At 68.2% G+C, this 14,584-nt stretch carries 15 protein-coding genes; 5 read left to right on the top strand and 10 right to left on the bottom strand.

What is annotated here, in order from left to right:
* Positions 1 to 77: 77 nt before the first annotated feature.
* The 3 genes from M9980_RS02255 to M9980_RS02245 all read left to right on the top strand — a co-directional run bounded on the left by M9980_RS02255 (position 78) and on the right by M9980_RS02245 (position 2,605).
* On the top strand, positions 78 to 1,556 hold the full coding sequence (locus M9980_RS02255; RefSeq protein ID WP_250752908.1) for a DEAD/DEAH box helicase: 1,479 nt from the start codon (positions 78 to 80) through the stop codon (positions 1,554 to 1,556).
* 20 nt (positions 1,557 to 1,576) lie between these two features.
* A complete protein-coding gene (locus tag M9980_RS02250) occupies positions 1,577 to 1,786 on the top strand; it encodes a DUF1289 domain-containing protein (RefSeq protein ID WP_250752905.1) in 210 nt (69 codons plus the stop codon).
* 90 nt (positions 1,787 to 1,876) lie between these two features.
* On the top strand, positions 1,877 to 2,605 hold the full coding sequence (locus M9980_RS02245) for a Crp/Fnr family transcriptional regulator (RefSeq protein WP_250752903.1): 729 nt from the start codon (positions 1,877 to 1,879) through the stop codon (positions 2,603 to 2,605).
* Here M9980_RS02245 and M9980_RS02240 read toward each other — a convergent pair.
* The 10 genes from M9980_RS02240 to M9980_RS02195 form a co-directional block, all read right to left on the bottom strand.
* The gene (locus M9980_RS02240) at positions 2,602 to 3,222 is read right to left on the bottom strand and encodes a glutathione S-transferase family protein (RefSeq protein WP_250752901.1); all 621 of its coding nucleotides are present in this window, start codon (positions 3,220 to 3,222) and stop codon (positions 2,602 to 2,604) included. The two genes, M9980_RS02245 and M9980_RS02240, sit on opposite strands and share 4 nt — an antisense overlap.
* A gap of 159 nt (positions 3,223 to 3,381) precedes the next feature.
* Positions 3,382 to 4,254 carry a dienelactone hydrolase family protein gene (locus tag M9980_RS02235; RefSeq protein ID WP_250752899.1) on the bottom strand — a complete coding sequence of 291 codons (873 nt, stop codon included), beginning with the start codon at positions 4,252 to 4,254 and terminating at the stop codon, positions 3,382 to 3,384.
* Positions 4,255 to 4,361: 107 nt separating this feature from the next.
* Positions 4,362 to 5,039 (bottom strand): DUF1013 domain-containing protein, encoded by a 678-nt coding sequence (locus tag M9980_RS02230; RefSeq protein ID WP_250752897.1) that lies wholly within the window; start codon positions 5,037 to 5,039, stop codon positions 4,362 to 4,364.
* A 92-nt stretch (positions 5,040 to 5,131) separates the two neighbouring features.
* Positions 5,132 to 6,151: a glycosyltransferase family 4 protein gene (locus tag M9980_RS02225; RefSeq protein WP_250752895.1), complete on the bottom strand. Its 1,020-nt coding sequence runs from the start codon at positions 6,149 to 6,151 to the stop codon at positions 5,132 to 5,134.
* A gap of 113 nt (positions 6,152 to 6,264) precedes the next feature.
* A complete protein-coding gene (locus M9980_RS02220; RefSeq protein WP_250752894.1) occupies positions 6,265 to 7,143 on the bottom strand; it encodes a UDP-2,3-diacylglucosamine diphosphatase in 879 nt (292 codons plus the stop codon).
* Positions 7,144 to 7,233: 90 nt separating this feature from the next.
* Positions 7,234 to 7,851, bottom strand: coding sequence for a glutathione S-transferase family protein (locus M9980_RS02215; protein WP_250752892.1), 618 nt, complete (start codon positions 7,849 to 7,851; stop codon positions 7,234 to 7,236).
* Entirely contained in the window at positions 7,848 to 8,366 is a 519-nt protein-coding gene (locus M9980_RS02210; protein WP_250752889.1) for a hypothetical protein, read from the bottom strand. The genes M9980_RS02215 and M9980_RS02210 overlap by 4 nt, the downstream gene beginning before the upstream one ends.
* A gap of 19 nt (positions 8,367 to 8,385) precedes the next feature.
* Positions 8,386 to 10,080 (bottom strand): flotillin family protein, encoded by a 1,695-nt coding sequence (locus M9980_RS02205; protein ID WP_250752886.1) that lies wholly within the window; start codon positions 10,078 to 10,080, stop codon positions 8,386 to 8,388.
* A 6-nt stretch (positions 10,081 to 10,086) separates the two neighbouring features.
* Positions 10,087 to 10,695, bottom strand: a complete 609-nt coding sequence (locus tag M9980_RS02200; RefSeq protein ID WP_250752883.1) for a YqiJ family protein — start codon at positions 10,693 to 10,695, stop codon at positions 10,087 to 10,089.
* 80 nt (positions 10,696 to 10,775) lie between these two features.
* Positions 10,776 to 11,753: an NAD(P)H-quinone oxidoreductase gene (locus M9980_RS02195; RefSeq protein ID WP_250755030.1), complete on the bottom strand. Its 978-nt coding sequence runs from the start codon at positions 11,751 to 11,753 to the stop codon at positions 10,776 to 10,778.
* A 92-nt stretch (positions 11,754 to 11,845) separates the two neighbouring features.
* Between M9980_RS02195 and M9980_RS02190 the strand changes: the two genes are divergently transcribed.
* Together M9980_RS02190 and clpA are read left to right on the top strand one after the other, a co-directional pair.
* Positions 11,846 to 12,043 carry a DUF1192 domain-containing protein gene (locus tag M9980_RS02190; RefSeq protein ID WP_250752880.1) on the top strand — a complete coding sequence of 66 codons (198 nt, stop codon included), beginning with the start codon at positions 11,846 to 11,848 and terminating at the stop codon, positions 12,041 to 12,043.
* A gap of 135 nt (positions 12,044 to 12,178) precedes the next feature.
* A complete protein-coding gene (gene clpA / locus M9980_RS02185; RefSeq protein ID WP_250752878.1) occupies positions 12,179 to 14,503 on the top strand; it encodes an ATP-dependent Clp protease ATP-binding subunit ClpA in 2,325 nt (774 codons plus the stop codon).
* Positions 14,504 to 14,584: the final 81 nt, after the last annotated feature.

Genomic DNA, 14,584 nt, shown 5'->3' with positions numbered 1-14,584 from the left:
ACAAATCGCGGTAAATCCGCGAGCGGCCCCTGGAGGCACGCGCCTGTGCGCGCGCCCGTTTTTTTCCGGAAACCTGCATGAATTTTGCCGATCTCGGCCTTTCCGACGAATTGCTGCGCGCGGTGGAGACATCGGGCTACACCCAGCCGACCGCGATCCAGGCGGCGGCGATCCCGTCCGTGCTGATGATGCGCGACCTGATCGGCATCGCCCAGACCGGCACCGGCAAGACGGCCAGCTTCGTGCTGCCGATGATCGACATCCTCGCCCACGGTCGCAGCCGCGCGCGGATGCCGCGCAGCCTGATCCTGGAACCGACGCGCGAACTCGCGGCGCAGGTCGCCGAAAATTTCGAGAAATACGGTAAGAACCACAAGCTCAGCATGGCGCTGCTGATCGGCGGTGTGCAGATGGGCGACCAGGTGAAGGCGCTGGAAAAGGGCGTCGACGTCCTCATCGCCACGCCCGGGCGGCTGATGGACCTGTTCGGGCGCGGCAAGATCCTGCTGACCGGGTGCGAATTGCTGGTGATCGACGAGGCCGATCGCATGCTCGACATGGGGTTCATCCCCGATATCGAGGAAATCTGCACGAAGCTGCCGAAGAACCGCCAGACATTGCTGTTCTCGGCGACCATGCCGCCGCCGATCAAGAAGCTGGCCGACCGGTTCCTGTCCAACCCCAAGACGATCGAGGTCGCGCGCCCCGCATCGACCAACGCCAACATCACCCAGGCGCTGGTGCCGACGACGACCCGCGGCAAGCGCGACGTGCTGACGACGCTGCTGGGTCAGGACGAGGTCGCCAACGCGATCATCTTCTGCAACCGCAAGACGACCGTGCGCGACCTGAACAAGGCGCTGCGCCAGTCGGGCTTCCGCTCGGGCGAGATCCACGGCGACATGGAACAGCCGCAGCGGATCGCCGAACTCGACCTGTTCAAATCGGGCGCGATCAACATCCTGGTCGCCAGCGACGTCGCTGCGCGCGGTCTGGATATCAAGGGCGTCAGCCACGTCTTCAACTATGACGCGCCGTGGCATCCGGACGATTACGTCCACCGCATCGGTCGCACCGGGCGTGCCGGCGCGACCGGCACCGCCTACACGCTCATCACCGCCGAAGACGCCGAGAACATCGAGAATATCGAGAAGCTGACCGGCCAGTCGATCCCCCGGCTGGAGGTTGCGCCCGCCGGTCGCGCTCCCCGGCGGGAGACTGGCCGCGAGGACACGCGCGAGGATCGCCCGGCGCGCCCGCGTCGCGGTTCGGCAGCGCGCAGCGAAGCGCCCGCCGCGCCGACAGAGGCTGCTGCCGCCCCGGTCGAGACATCGACCGATGCGCCGCGCGCCGACCGCGCCCGGCGCGATGATCGCGCGCCCCGCCCCGACCGCGACGCACGCGCGCCGCGGGACGAGCGGTCGCAACGTCCGGATCGCGCGGCCCGGCCCGCACGCGACGACCGCCCCCGCCGCGCGCCCGACATCGACGCGCCCGACGACGGCGGCTGGAACGGCCCCGTGCCGTCGTTCCTGAACCAGAAGCTGGGCGCCTGACAGGCGACGTCGGCGCGCCGATGACCGACGATGTGTTCGACTATTGCGAACCGGCGCGGGTGATGAGCCCGTGCGTCAACGTCTGCGCGCTCGATCCCGCCACCGGCTGGTGCACCGGCTGCGGCCGCACCGGCGCGGAGATCGCGGCATGGAGCAGCGTGACGGATGCCGAGCGGCAGCGGATCCTCGACCGGCTGCCACCGCGCATTGCGCGACTGCGGGCCGAATGATCCGGTCGGGCCGGGGGCTTGATCCACATTATTGCCGCGCTCATGATCACCGTTCATCGCGCTTTATCCGCACGGCGTTCCAGGACTTCGGTGACATTCCCGCTGCACAGATTCGAGGAATTCGGTGAGCTTGGCGCAGCCGAGCAGGCAGCGGTGGCCGCACTTGCCGCTCCGCCCCGCCGCTATGCCCGCAACCAGGTGATCCGGCGCGAAGGCGGCGTCGCGTCCGAATTCTACCTGCTGATCGACGGCTGGGTATCGTCGAGCGTCACCCTGCCGAGCGGCGGGCGCCAGATCATGAAGTTCCACCTGCCCGGCGACGCGCTGGGCACGCCGAGCATGAGCGTGGCGCGCGCCGCCGAGACGCTGACCGCGCTGACCCCCGCCACCGTCAGTGCGGTGTCGTTCGACCGGTTCGGCACGCTGCTGCGCGATCATCCGCGCGTGACCGCGATGTTCCTGCTGAGCTGCCAGCGGGAGCGGGTCGCGCTGATGGACTGGCTGACCTCGGTCGGCCGCACGCTGTCGGAGGCGCGGCTGGCGGCGCTGCTGATCGACCTTTGCGAGCGTCTCCAGCCGCTCGGGCTGGTGAAGGACGACGTTTTCGACATGTTGGTCACCCAGGAACAGATCGGCGACGCGCTCGGCCTCACCGCGGTCCACGTCAACCGCACGATGCGTCAGCTTGAGGAGATGGGCCTGATCGCACGCGATCGCCACAGCCTGCGCCTGCGCGACCGTGCCGGTCTGCACCGGATCGCCGCAGCGCCCAAGCGGGCGCTGCGGACCGACCTTTCCTGGCTGCCGCCCGCGGCCTAGGCGCCGCGCTTCATCTCCGCGATCAGCGCGTCGTCGATCTCCGCCGCGCGCCGTGCGGCAGGCCGCGCGTTCACCCGCTCGACGAAGGCCATGAAGGCGGGCCTCTTCGGCAGCGTGCCGAAGCCCGTGCCCCATGACAGGTGCGCCCCGACATACAGGTCCGCCGCGGTGAAACGGTCGCCGGTCAGCCAGCCGTCGCCCAGGTCCGCGACCGCCTGCTCCAGCGTGTCGACCACCCGGTCGTAACTGCCGAAGCCGACCATGCCCTGCTGCTCCGCGGTCGGCGTCCAGCCGAGCGAATTACTGGTCAGCGCCTGTTCCACCGGCCCGGCGGCGAAGAAAAGCCAGCGGTAATAATCCGCGCGGTCGTCGGTCGCGGGCGCCAGTCCGGCGGCGGGAAACGCATCCGCCAGATACGCGCAGATCGCCGCGCATTCGGTGATCGTCCGCTCGCCGTGGACGACGGTCGGCACCTTCGCCATCGGGTTGACCCCGCGGATGGTCTCGTCGCCGAACTGGACGATCACCGTCTCATAGGGCTGGCCGACTTCCTCGAGCATCCACCGCGCGATCCGCCCGCGCGACATGGGGTTGGTGTAGAGTGTCAGGTCGGGCATGCTCGCTACTCCCTAATCCATCCCCACCCGTTCGCCTCGAGTAGGGATCGAGCTTGTCGAGAGCCCGTATCGAGAGGGCTCTCTTGTGGCACCCACCTCTCGATACGTCGTCTCGACAGGCTCGACGACTACTCGAGGCGAACGGTCAGTCGTGACCGATCACAACCCCGCCTTGAACAGCGCCAGCTGCCGCGCCCACGCCTTTTCCGCCATCGCGGCGTTGTACACCCGGCTGTCGGGCGGGCACCAACCGTGCATGGTGCCGGCATAGACCTCGATCTCGGCGGGCAGCTTCGCCGCGGCGAAGGCGGTGCGCAGCGTTTCCTTTTCCTGCGGGCCGCGCTTGTCGTCGTTCTCGGCGACCGCGATCAGGAAGCGCGCCTTCATCTTCGGGATCAGTAGATGCGGGCTGTCGGGCTTGTCGGTCGCCATGCCCCCGCCGTGGAAGGTCGCGCCCGCGCGCACCCGGTCGGGCCGCTCGGCGGCGGTGATGAGGACCATCGGCCCGCCCATGCAATAGCCGGTCGTCGCCAGCCCCCGCTTGGTATCCACCGCCTTCTGCCTGTCGAGCCACGCGATAAAGGCGCGCGCGTCGCGGGCGGTCGCTGCGGGCGTCAGCGGCGCGCGCCACGGCATGATCTTCGCGCGAACCTCGGGCTGGTCGAAGCTTTCGCCCGGCTTCAGGAACGGCGCCTTCGTCGAGCGATAGAACTGGTTGACGCACAGCACCGCATAGCCGGACTGGGCCAGCCGGTCGGCCATCTGCCGGAACGCGGGGCGCAGGCCCATGATGTCGGGCCACACCAACACCGCCGGCCCCTTGCCGCTGGCCGGCGCGACGAAATAGGCGTCGGCCTTGCCATCGGGCGTGTCGATCACGACGTCGCGCCCGGCGATCGGCTTCGCATCGGCGGGTCGCGGCAGCAGCGCCATGACGCCCGCCGCCGCGGTGATCGCCCCGAACCGCCGCCGGCTCACCGCGCCGTCGGTCAGGTACAGCTCGTTCTCGTGGGCGGTATCGTCGTCGCACATGGCCAGGCTCCTCGCGCTTCGCCGCGACTCGCCCGGCGGGCGGTGCGGCGATTGTGCGACGACCCTAGCGCAAGGCGGGGCGACCGCAACCGATCGCCCCTACCGGCTCAGCTCTTGAACAGCGTATCCGCGGTGTGCTCGACCGGGCCGCTCTCGATCGCGTCGCCGCCCTCGGCGTCGCGCGCGGCCTGTTCGCGCTGGGCGCGCAACTCGCTCAGCAGCGCCTCGCGGTCGCCGTCCAGGCGGGTGTCGACCGGCGCCTCGATGCCCGCCGCCTTCGCCGCCTTGGCCACCAGCGCGTCGAGCTCGCGCTGCGAGGTGAGGCCCAGCGTCACCGGATCCTTCGGCGTGATGTTGGCGATGTTCCAGTGGCTGCGATCGCGGATCGCGGCGATCGTCGTGCGGGTCGTGCCGATCAGCTTGCCGATCGCACCGTCCGAGATTTCCGGGTGATTGCGGATGATCCAGGCGATGCCGTCGGGCTTGTCCTGGCGCTTCGACACCGGCGTGTAGCGCGGCCCCTTGGTGCGGCGGACCTGCTCGGGGCCCTTCAGCATCACCAGGCGATAGTCGGAATCGGCCTGGCCCTTCTCGATCTCCTCCAGCGTCAGCTCGTGCGCGCGCACCGGATCGCGGCCGGTCAGCTTCGACGACGCGGTGTCGTCGGCGATCGCCTGCACCTCAAGGATGTGCAGCCCGCAGAAGTCCGCGATCTGGTCGAAGGAAAGCGCGGTGTTGTCGACCAGCCAGGAAGCGGTCGCATGCGGCATGAGCGGCTGGGCCACGGATATTCTCCAAAAACAAGAATGGCCGCCCCATCGAAGGAGCGGCCGCGTCTCGCAGCGATTTAATGGAGCTTGGCCTGAAGGGCAAGGCGCTATGCGGCGCGGGCGGTCGCGACCGGCGCCAGCGCGTCGAGGAACTGCCGCGCGCTCGCCTCCCAGGTGAAGGTGGCGCCGTGGTCCGCGCATGCCGCGCGGTCGCGCGTCAGGGCATCGGCGATGGCATCGTCCAGCCGCTCGGCCATCGCGCCGGTTTCGGGCGTCAGCACGTCGATCGGCCCGGTCACGGGATACGCCGCGACGGGGGTGCCACACGCCAGCGCCTCGATCATCACCAACCCGAACGTGTCGGTGCGGCTGGGAAAGACGAGCACGTCGGCGGCGGCATAGGCTCCGGCGAGGTCGCCGCCGAAGAGCGGGCCAGTGAAGATCGCCTGCGGATAGCGCGCACTGAGCGCCGCGCGGGCCGGTCCGTCGCCGACGATAACCTTGGTCCCCGGATGCCCGCTTTCCAGGAACGCCGCGATGTTCTTCTCGACCGCGATGCGCCCGACGTACAGCTGGATCGGGCGCGGCAGGTGCTGGAGCACCGAGAGCGGCGCGGTGTCGCGGCGGAACGCGCCCAGATCCACCCCGCGGCTCCAGTGCCGGACATGCGCCAGACCGTGGTCGCGCAGCGTAGCGCGGATCGAGGGCGTGGAGGCCAGGATCGCCTGCGCCGGCGCATGGAACCAGCGGATATAGCGCCAGATCCACGCCGCCGGCACGCCGGTGCGAGCCGAGACGTAATCGGGGAACTGGGTGTGATAGGCGGTCGTGAACGGCAACCGCCGCGCCAGGCACCAGCGCCGCGCGGCGATGCACAGCGGCCCCTCGGTCGCCAGATGGATCGCATCCGCCCCGAACGCCGCCAGCCGCGCGCCGACCGTGCCCGTCCGCGCGAACGCCAGCCGGATTTCAGGATAGGTCGGGCACGGCACCGATGCGAACCCGTCGGGCGACACGATCAGGATGTCGTGCCCCATCGCACTCAGCCGGTCGCGCATCGCGCTCAGCGTGCGGACGACACCGTTGACCTGCGGCGCCCAGGCGTCGGTGACGATGGCTATGCGCATCGCGGCGCCTCTCGTTCCGTTCGTTTCGAGCGAAGTCGAGAAACGCTCGCCGCGCGCTCCACAGGTGTTTCTCGACTACGCTCGAAACGAACGGCGGTAGGCTGGCCTTCCCCTCACGCCGCCACCAACTCGGCCACCACGTCCGCCCCGCGCGCCGCCATCTCGTCGGCCCAGTGCAGCACCTCCATCCGGCCGTCGTGATGCTCGACCAGCGCGGTGCAGCCTTCGACCCAGTCGCCGTCGTTGTAATAGGCGACGCCGGCAATCTCGCGGATCTCGGCGGTGTGGATATGGCCGGCGACGACGCCATCGACCCCGCGCGACCCCGCCTCGTGGGCGACGATCTCCTCGAACCGGCTGATGAACTCGACCGATTTCTTGACGCGGCTCTTGGCGTGCTTGCTCAGCGACCAGTACGGCAGCCCGGCCCAGCGGCGATAGGCGTTGACCCAGCGGTTCGCCCACATCGCCGCGTGGTAGGCGGCGTCGCCCAGATACGCGAGCCAGCGGTGCGACAGCATGATCGCGTCGAATTCGTCGCCGTGCAGCACCAGGAGGCGACGTCCGTCGGCGGTCGTGTGGACCGCCTGCCGCCGGATCAGCACTCCGCCGAAATCGAGCCCCGCGAACTGGCGGAACATCTCGTCATGGTTGCCGGGGATATAGACGACGCGCGTGCCCCGCCGCGCACGCTTCAGCAGGCGCCACAGGACGTCGTTGTGCGCGGGCGGCCAGTAGAATTTTTTCTTCAGCCGCCAGCCGTCGATGATGTCGCCGACCAGGTACAGCGTGTCGCTGTCGACATGGTCCAGGAAGTCGATCAGCGCGTCGGCATTGCAGCCCCGCGTGCCCAGATGGACGTCGGAAATCCAGATCGCCCGATATCGCCGCCGCGCCGCCGCCACCCGTTCGGGGACGCTCGGTCGCCGGCTGGCGAATTCGGCAAGGTCGGTGACGTCGCTGCCGGGCAGCAACCGCGCGATATCGTCCATTCCCGAGCCTCACCCCGTTCGAGCCTGGACCCGGGCAGTGGCGCGGAAATGTTACGGCTCGAACGCGGCGGCGTCACTGCGGCGTAACAGTCAGGCGAAGGGTACGAACCCCGCCACGCCCTCGACGCGCGCCAGCCACGCCCGCACCGCCGGATAGCGCGCCAGCTCGAACCCACCCTCGCCCGCCTTCGCGGTGTACGGATAGAGCGCAATGTCGGCGAGCGTCACGCTGTCGCCGACGAACCAGTCGTGCCGCGCCAGATGCTCGTCCATCAGCGCCAGCGCGGCGTCACCCGCCGCGCGCTTTGCATCGACCTGCCCGGCCTGAACCGGGGTCAGACTGTCGAGGCCGATCCATCCCGTCCAGAACCGCAGGGTCGCGACGTTCGGCTCGTGGTTATACTGTTCCCAGAACATCCATCGCAGCATATCCGCGCGGTCGAAGTTGTCGTGCGGGATCAGGTCCGTGCCCTCGCCCAGATAGACGCACGCGGCGTTGCTTTCCGGCAGGAAACGGTCCCCAACCTGCAACACCGGAATGCGCCCGTTCGCATTGACCGTCGCCAGAAATTCGGGCGTCCGCGTCTCGCCGCGGACGATGTCATACTCACGCCGCTCGATCGCCACTCCGGCCAGCGCCGCGGTCGCGCGGATCTTCCAGCAATTCCCCGACGCCGCATATTCGTGGAGGATGATCGCCGCGCTCATATGATCCCCGCCGCCATCCGCTTGTCGTCCTGCTCGCGCAGCCACGACACCAGCGACGCCGCCAGCGCGGCGATGACCAGCCAGCCCCAAAGATGCCACCAGACCGGGAACACATATCCGCGCGCCAGCGGCATCCCCGCCTCCTTCTCCAGCAGCTTCAGATAGCCCTCGTCGAGCGGTACCAGCCGCTGCCGCGCGCCGTCGCTGTCGTACAGGACGAACCCCAGGTCGCGGTAGGCGAACAGCGGCAGCTTGAAGAACGCGACCTCCCGGTAGCCATAGCCCAGCCGCGGCGCGCCCGGCTGCGGATCGGCACGCCGCGGAAATGGCTCGGGCAGCAGGATCGCCTGTGCGTCCAAAAACCGCGTCATCTTGGCATGGACCGCCGGCGGCAATGCCGCGACGTCGCTCACCGCCGGCCGGTTCGCTACCGGCCGGATCGATCCCGGCCACAACACCTGCACCCCCGCCATCACCACCACCGCGATCGGCACCAGATACCGATGAGCCCGCATGTCCGCCCCCTGCTCGCCGCTACTTCTTCGCGACCGGCGGCTTCGGCACGGGCGCGGCACCCTGCCCCGTCGCGCTGGCGACCAGCGCGTCCAGCGAACCGCCCTCGAAGCCCAGGTCGCGCATCAGCCCGTCGATCACCGGCGCCTGCGCGCGGTAGCGCAGCGCCGCCGCGACCGCCGAATTGGCGAGGTTGCGGTCGCCCCCATCGCCACCGTCTCCCGCGCCGCCGCCATTGCCGCCGCCGTTGCCGGTCAGCCCATCGACCTGGACGATGCGGATGCTGTCGATCGCCTCCATCGGTTTCGCCGCCTCGCGGATCACTTCGGGCAGCACTTTCAGCAGCGCCAGCTTCGTCGCCATCGACACCTGGTCCGACGACAGCAGGTTCGCCGCCTCGTTGACCGCGCGCTGGCCAGCCGCCTCCACCTCGAAGCGGACGCGGTCGGCATCGGCCTTCAGCTTGGCCGCCTCCGCTTCGCCGCGCGCACCTTCCAGCACGGCCTGTGCCCGGTCGGCGGCGGCCTGCTTTTCGGCCTCGGCCTGCACCCTGATGCCGATCGCGGCACGCTCGGCCTCGCGCGCGGCGTCGATCAGCTCGATTCGCTTCTGGCGCTCGGCGATCTCGGCCTCCCGCGCGGTGCCGACCTGCTCCTCGGCGACGACCGCGGCGGCGCGCGCCTTGTCGGCCTCGGCCCGCGCCTGGCTTTCCTCGCGGCTCTTGTTCTGCACCGCGATCTGCTGCTCCTGCCGAGCCAGCTCCAGCGCCTGGCTTTGGGCGATCTGGGCCTGTTTCACCGCGCGATCGGCCTCGATTTGCTGGCTGTCGACCAGCTTCTTCGCCTCGATCCGCGCCTGGTCGGCTTCCTGCTGACGTAGCGACTGTTCGCGCGCCACCTCCGCCGATTGCGCCGCGCGCCGCATCTCGACCTCGCGCTCCTGCTCCAGCCTGGCGAATTCGGTGTCACGCCCGATAAGGAAGGACTGGCGTTGCGCTTCGAGGTTCTTGGTCTCGATCTGGACGCGCGTGTCCTGCTCGATGTCGTTGCGCGCCTTCTTGCGCAGCTCGATCTGCTCGGTCAGCTTGGTCAGGCCCTCCGCGTCGAAGGCATTGTTCGCGTTGAAATGCTCGATCGAGGTCTGGTCGAGCCCGGTCAGCGACACGCTCTCCAACTCCAGCCCGTTCATCGCCAGGTCGACCGAGGATGCCTGCTGCACCTTCTGGACGAATTCGCTGCGCTGTTCGTGCAGCTGCGCCATCGTCATCCCCGCCGCGACCGAGCGGAGCGCATCGACGAACTTGCCTTCGACCAGCTCCTTCAGCGCGTCCGGGTTCATCGTCCGCATGCCGAGCGTCTGCGCCGCGGTCGCGATCGAGCCGGCGTCGGGCTTCACCCGCACGTAGAATTCCGCCTTCACGTCGATCCGCAACCGGTCGAGCGTAATCAGCGCATCCATGTTCTTGCGCTCTACCGCCAGCCGCACCGTGTTCATGTTGACCGGCATCGTCTCGTGAAAAACGGGCAGCACCAGAGCGCCGCCGTTAATGACCACCTTCTCCCCGCCCAGCCCGGTGCGGACGAAACCGATCTCCTTCGACGCGCGACGATACAGCCTCGCCAGGATCAGCCCCAGCACCAGCAACGTCGCGAGTCCCACGCCCGCGTAGATCAGATAGGGCAGCATCGAGCTGCCCTGGGTCGCAACCTCATTCATCGTTTCTCATCCATCGATATACGGCAGGCGGTGATCGCCCCGGGTGATCGCGCGAAAGCCCGCGCCCTGCTGGCGGACGAGCAGCACCGCCTCGCCCTCCTCGAAAACCTGGTCGGGCGTATCGGGCTCGACCATCACGTAATGCGCCTGCCCGAACTGATCGGTGACGCGGGCACGGGCGGGCGAGCCCTGTTCGGCGCGTCCGACGACGATCGTGGCGCCGCGCCCGACCATGTCCTCGATCGGGACCGCGGTGGTGAAATCGCTGGGCAGGATGCGCGCCAGCAGCCGCGCGGCAAGTCCTGTGACCGGCAGCGCCGCAATCGCCGCGACCGGGGCGGCGATCCACAGCGGCTGCAACACGCCCAGCCAGTCGTGCGACGCCTGCTGCCCGATCAGGCCGATGATCCCGAAACTCGCGAGAAACACCACCAGCAGCATCAGCAGCGGCAGCCGACCGACGCCCAGCCACGCCAGCAGATCGCCGTCCAGATCGGCGTCGGCATCCACATCGAAATGCCCGAATCCGACCAGCTGCACCGCGCCGATCAGCAGCATCAATACGATTGCCGCGGAAAAGAGCACGTTCTGCGACGCGCCCAGAAAATCCAGCACCCCTGCCTCCCCGATTCGGTACGAAGACTAGGAGGCAAGCGTCGGCGGCTCCAGTGGATTCGGACGCGCACCCTTAGGCGTCAGGGGAACAGCACGATCTTTCCCACATGATCCCCCGCTTCCATCCGGCGATGCGCGTCGGCGGCTTCGGCCAGGGGGAAGCTGCGGTCCATCACCGGTTTCAGCCGCCCCGCCTCGACATGCGGCCAGACGGTGTGCGCGAGTTCGTCGGCGACCAGGGTCTTGAACGCGGTGTCGCGGTTGCGGAGCGTCGATCCGGTCAGCGTCAGGCGGCGGCGCATGATGTCGAAGATCGGTATCGTCGCCATCATCCCGCCCTGCACCGCGATCGAGACATGGCGCCCGTCCTCGGCCAGGCACGCCAGGTTGCGCGGCACGTAATCGCCGCCGACCATGTCGAGCACGACATCGACGCCCTTGCCCGCCGTAATCTCCTTCACGCGCGCCACGAAATCCTCGGCGTTATAGTCGATCGCGTGGGTCGCGCCCAAGGCATTGGCCGCAGCAACCTTTTCCGCCGATCCCGCCGTCACGATGATGTCGATCCCGAAGATGGTGCACAAACTGATCGCCATCGTGCCGATGCCGCTCGTACCCCCGTGGACCAGCACGGTGTCGCCCTCGCTCGCAAAGCCGCGTTCGAACAGGTTCGTCCATACGGTGAACAATGTCTCGGGCAGCGCCGCCGCCTCCGCCATCGTCAGCGCGTCCGGTACCGGCAGGCACTGGCCGAACGGCGCGACGCAATATTCGGCATAACCGCCGCCAGCGACCAGCGCGCACATCGGCTGGCCAATCAGCTCGCTCGGCACGTCCGCGCCGACCGCGACGACCTCGCCGGCAATTTCCAGGCCGGGGATGCTGCTGGCGCCCGGCGGCGGGGCATAGCCACCCTTGCGCTGGAGCACGTCGGGGCGGTTGACCCCCGCCGCGGCCACGCGGATCAGCACCTCGTCGGCGGCGGGCTGCGGCACCGGGCGCGTGACCGGCACCAGCACTTCCGGCCCGCCGGGGGCGTCTGGATCGATCGCGGTCATCGTCGCCGGTACAGTCACGCCTAGCCCCCGTTCGTCGCACGCCGACCCTAGCGCTTATTGACACCCGCCTGCCGCGCGTCAACGATTGCGCGATGGAAGCCGACGACAGCCTTCCCCGCCGCTCGCGCGATCTGGTCGCGGAGCTTGCGCGCCAGGATCTCGACCCATTCTCGGTCGCGGAGCTGACCGAACGCATCGCCGCGCTGGAGGCGGAGATTGCGCGGGCCCGCCAAAAAATTGAACGCGCCGTTAACCATCGCGCAAGCGCCGACGCGCTATTCAAGTCGTGAGCGCTGGCCCACCGGTCCGGGCGCGCAAGCGAACCGACCGGTGGTGGGCACCCGCGCTTGATGCGCGGCCCCGGACTTCCGACATAGGCGGAAAGGGGCCGGGCATCTGCGCCGGCCCGCTGGAGTAGAATTGCAATGCCATCCTTTGCTTCCGCGCTCGAAAACACCCTGCATGAGGCGCTGAAGGCCGCGTCGAACCGCCGGCACGAATATGCGACCCTCGAACATCTCCTGCTCGCGCTGATCGACGACGAGCATGCCTCGAAGGTGATGAGTTCGTGCGGCGTAGACCTGGGCGACCTGAAGACCACGGTCGCGCACTATCTCGACACCGAACTCGAGGCGCTGAAGGTCGCGCAGTCGACCGATCCGTCGCCGACCAGCGGGTTCCAGCGCGTCGTCCAGCGCGCGATCCTGCACGTCCAGTCGTCGGGCCGCGACGAAGTGACCGGCGCCAATGTGCTCGTCGCGCTGTTTTCCGAGCGCGAGAGCTATGCCGTCTATTTCCTGCAACAGCAGGACATGAGCCGCCTCGACGCGGTCAGCTTCATCAGCCACGGCGTCGGCAAGGGCAGCGCGCCGTCCGAAGGCACGCCGCCCAAGGGTGCGGACGACGAGAAGCCGGCGAAGGGCGAAAGCAAGGGTGGCAAGTCCGAAAGCGCGCTCAAGCAGTTCACGGTCGACCTGAACGAGAAGGCTAAGGGCGGCAAGATCGACCCGCTGATCGGTCGTGGGCCGGAGGTGGACCGGACGGTCCAGATCCTCTGCCGCCGGTCCAAGAACAACCCGCTCTACGTAGGCGATCCCGGCGTCGGCAAGACTGCGATCGCGGAAGGCCTCGCGCGCAAGATCGTCGAGGGCGACGTGCCCGACGTGCTGAAGGAAGCCGTCATCTACTCGCTCGACATGGGCGCGCTGCTCGCCGGCACCCGCTATCGCGGCGATTTCGAGGAGCGGCTGAAGCAGGTCGTGAACGAGCTTGAGAAGCTGCCGCATGCAGTGCTGTTCATCGACGAGATCCACACCGTCATCGGCGCCGGCGCGACCAGCGGCGGGGCGATGGACGCGTCGAACCTGCTGAAGCCTGCGCTCAGCGGCGGCACGATCCGCTGCATCGGATCGACCACCTACAAGGAATTCCGCAACCATTTCGAAAAGGATCGCGCGCTGCTGCGCCGGTTCCAGAAGATCGACGTCAACGAGCCGACCGTCGAGGACACGATCAAGATCCTCGCCGGCCTGCGCACCGCGTTCGAGAGCCATCACGGCGTCAAATACACGCCCGACGCGATCAAGTCGGCGGTCGAGCTGTCGGCGCGCTACATCAACGACCGCAAGCTGCCCGACAAGGCGATCGACGTGATCGACGAAGTCGGCGCGATGCAGATGCTGGTCGCCCCGTCGAAGCGCAAGAAGACGATCACGCCGAAGGAGATCGAGGCGGTGATTGCGACGATGGCGCGCATCCCGCCGAAGACCGTCTCGACCGACGATACCAAGGCGCTGGCGAACCTCGACACCGACCTGAAGCGCGTGGTGTTCGGGCAGGACAAGGCGATCGAGGTGCTGTCCTCGGCGATCAAGCTGTCGCGCGCGGGCCTGCGCGATCCCGACAAGCCGATCGGCAACTATCTGTTCAGCGGCCCGACCGGCGTTGGCAAGACCGAGGTCGCGCGGCGGCTGGCCGAGATCATGGGCATCCCGCTCCAACGGTTCGACATGTCCGAATATATGGAGCGGCACTCGGTTTCGCGCCTGATCGGCGCGCCTCCGGGCTATGTCGGCTACGACCAGGGTGGCCTGCTGACCGATGCGGTCGACCAGCAGCCGCACAGCGTCCTGCTGCTCGACGAGATCGAGAAGGCGCATCCGGACCTGTTCAACATACTGTTGCAGGTGATGGACAACGGCAAGCTGACCGACCACCACGGCAAGACCGTCGATTTCCGCAACACGATCCTCATCATGACCACCAATGCCGGTGCATCCGACATGGCGCGGGAATCGATCGGTTTCGGGCAGTTTACGCGGGAGGACGTGCAGGAGGAGGCCGTGAAGAAGCTCTTCACGCCCGAATTCCGCAACCGCCTCGATGCCATCGTGCCGTTCGATTACCTGCCACCGGAAGTGGTCGGTCGCGTCGTCGAAAAGTTCATCCTCCAGCTTGAACTGCAGCTGGCCGACCGCGGCGTCCACATCCAGCTGGACGACGAATCGAAGGCGTGGCTGACCGAGCGTGGATACGACAAGCTCTACGGCGCACGCCCGATGGGCCGTCTGATCCAGGAAAAGGTGAAGCAGCCGCTGGCCGAGGAGCTGCTGTTCGGCAAGCTCGTCCACGGCGGCGAGGTGACCGTGAAGCTGAAGGACAATGCGCTCGCCTTCCAGATCACGCCAGCCGCGCCCAAGAAACCGGGCAAGCCCAAGGGCGGCAAGAAGGCCGAGACCGAAAAGGCGTGACGTTGGCGGGCGGGTGGAGCGCGGCTTCATCCGCCCACAATCTGAACGCTATCCCGCGCCACCGATCCGCGCGCGAAGCCT

The sequence above is a fragment of the Sphingomonas donggukensis genome (assembly GCF_023674425.1).
In the GTDB taxonomy this organism is placed as follows: Bacteria; Pseudomonadota; Alphaproteobacteria; order Sphingomonadales; family Sphingomonadaceae; genus Sphingomonas; species Sphingomonas donggukensis.
The sequence above is the reverse complement of the archived record's forward strand: the minus strand, read 5'-3'. Positions and strand labels throughout refer to the sequence as shown.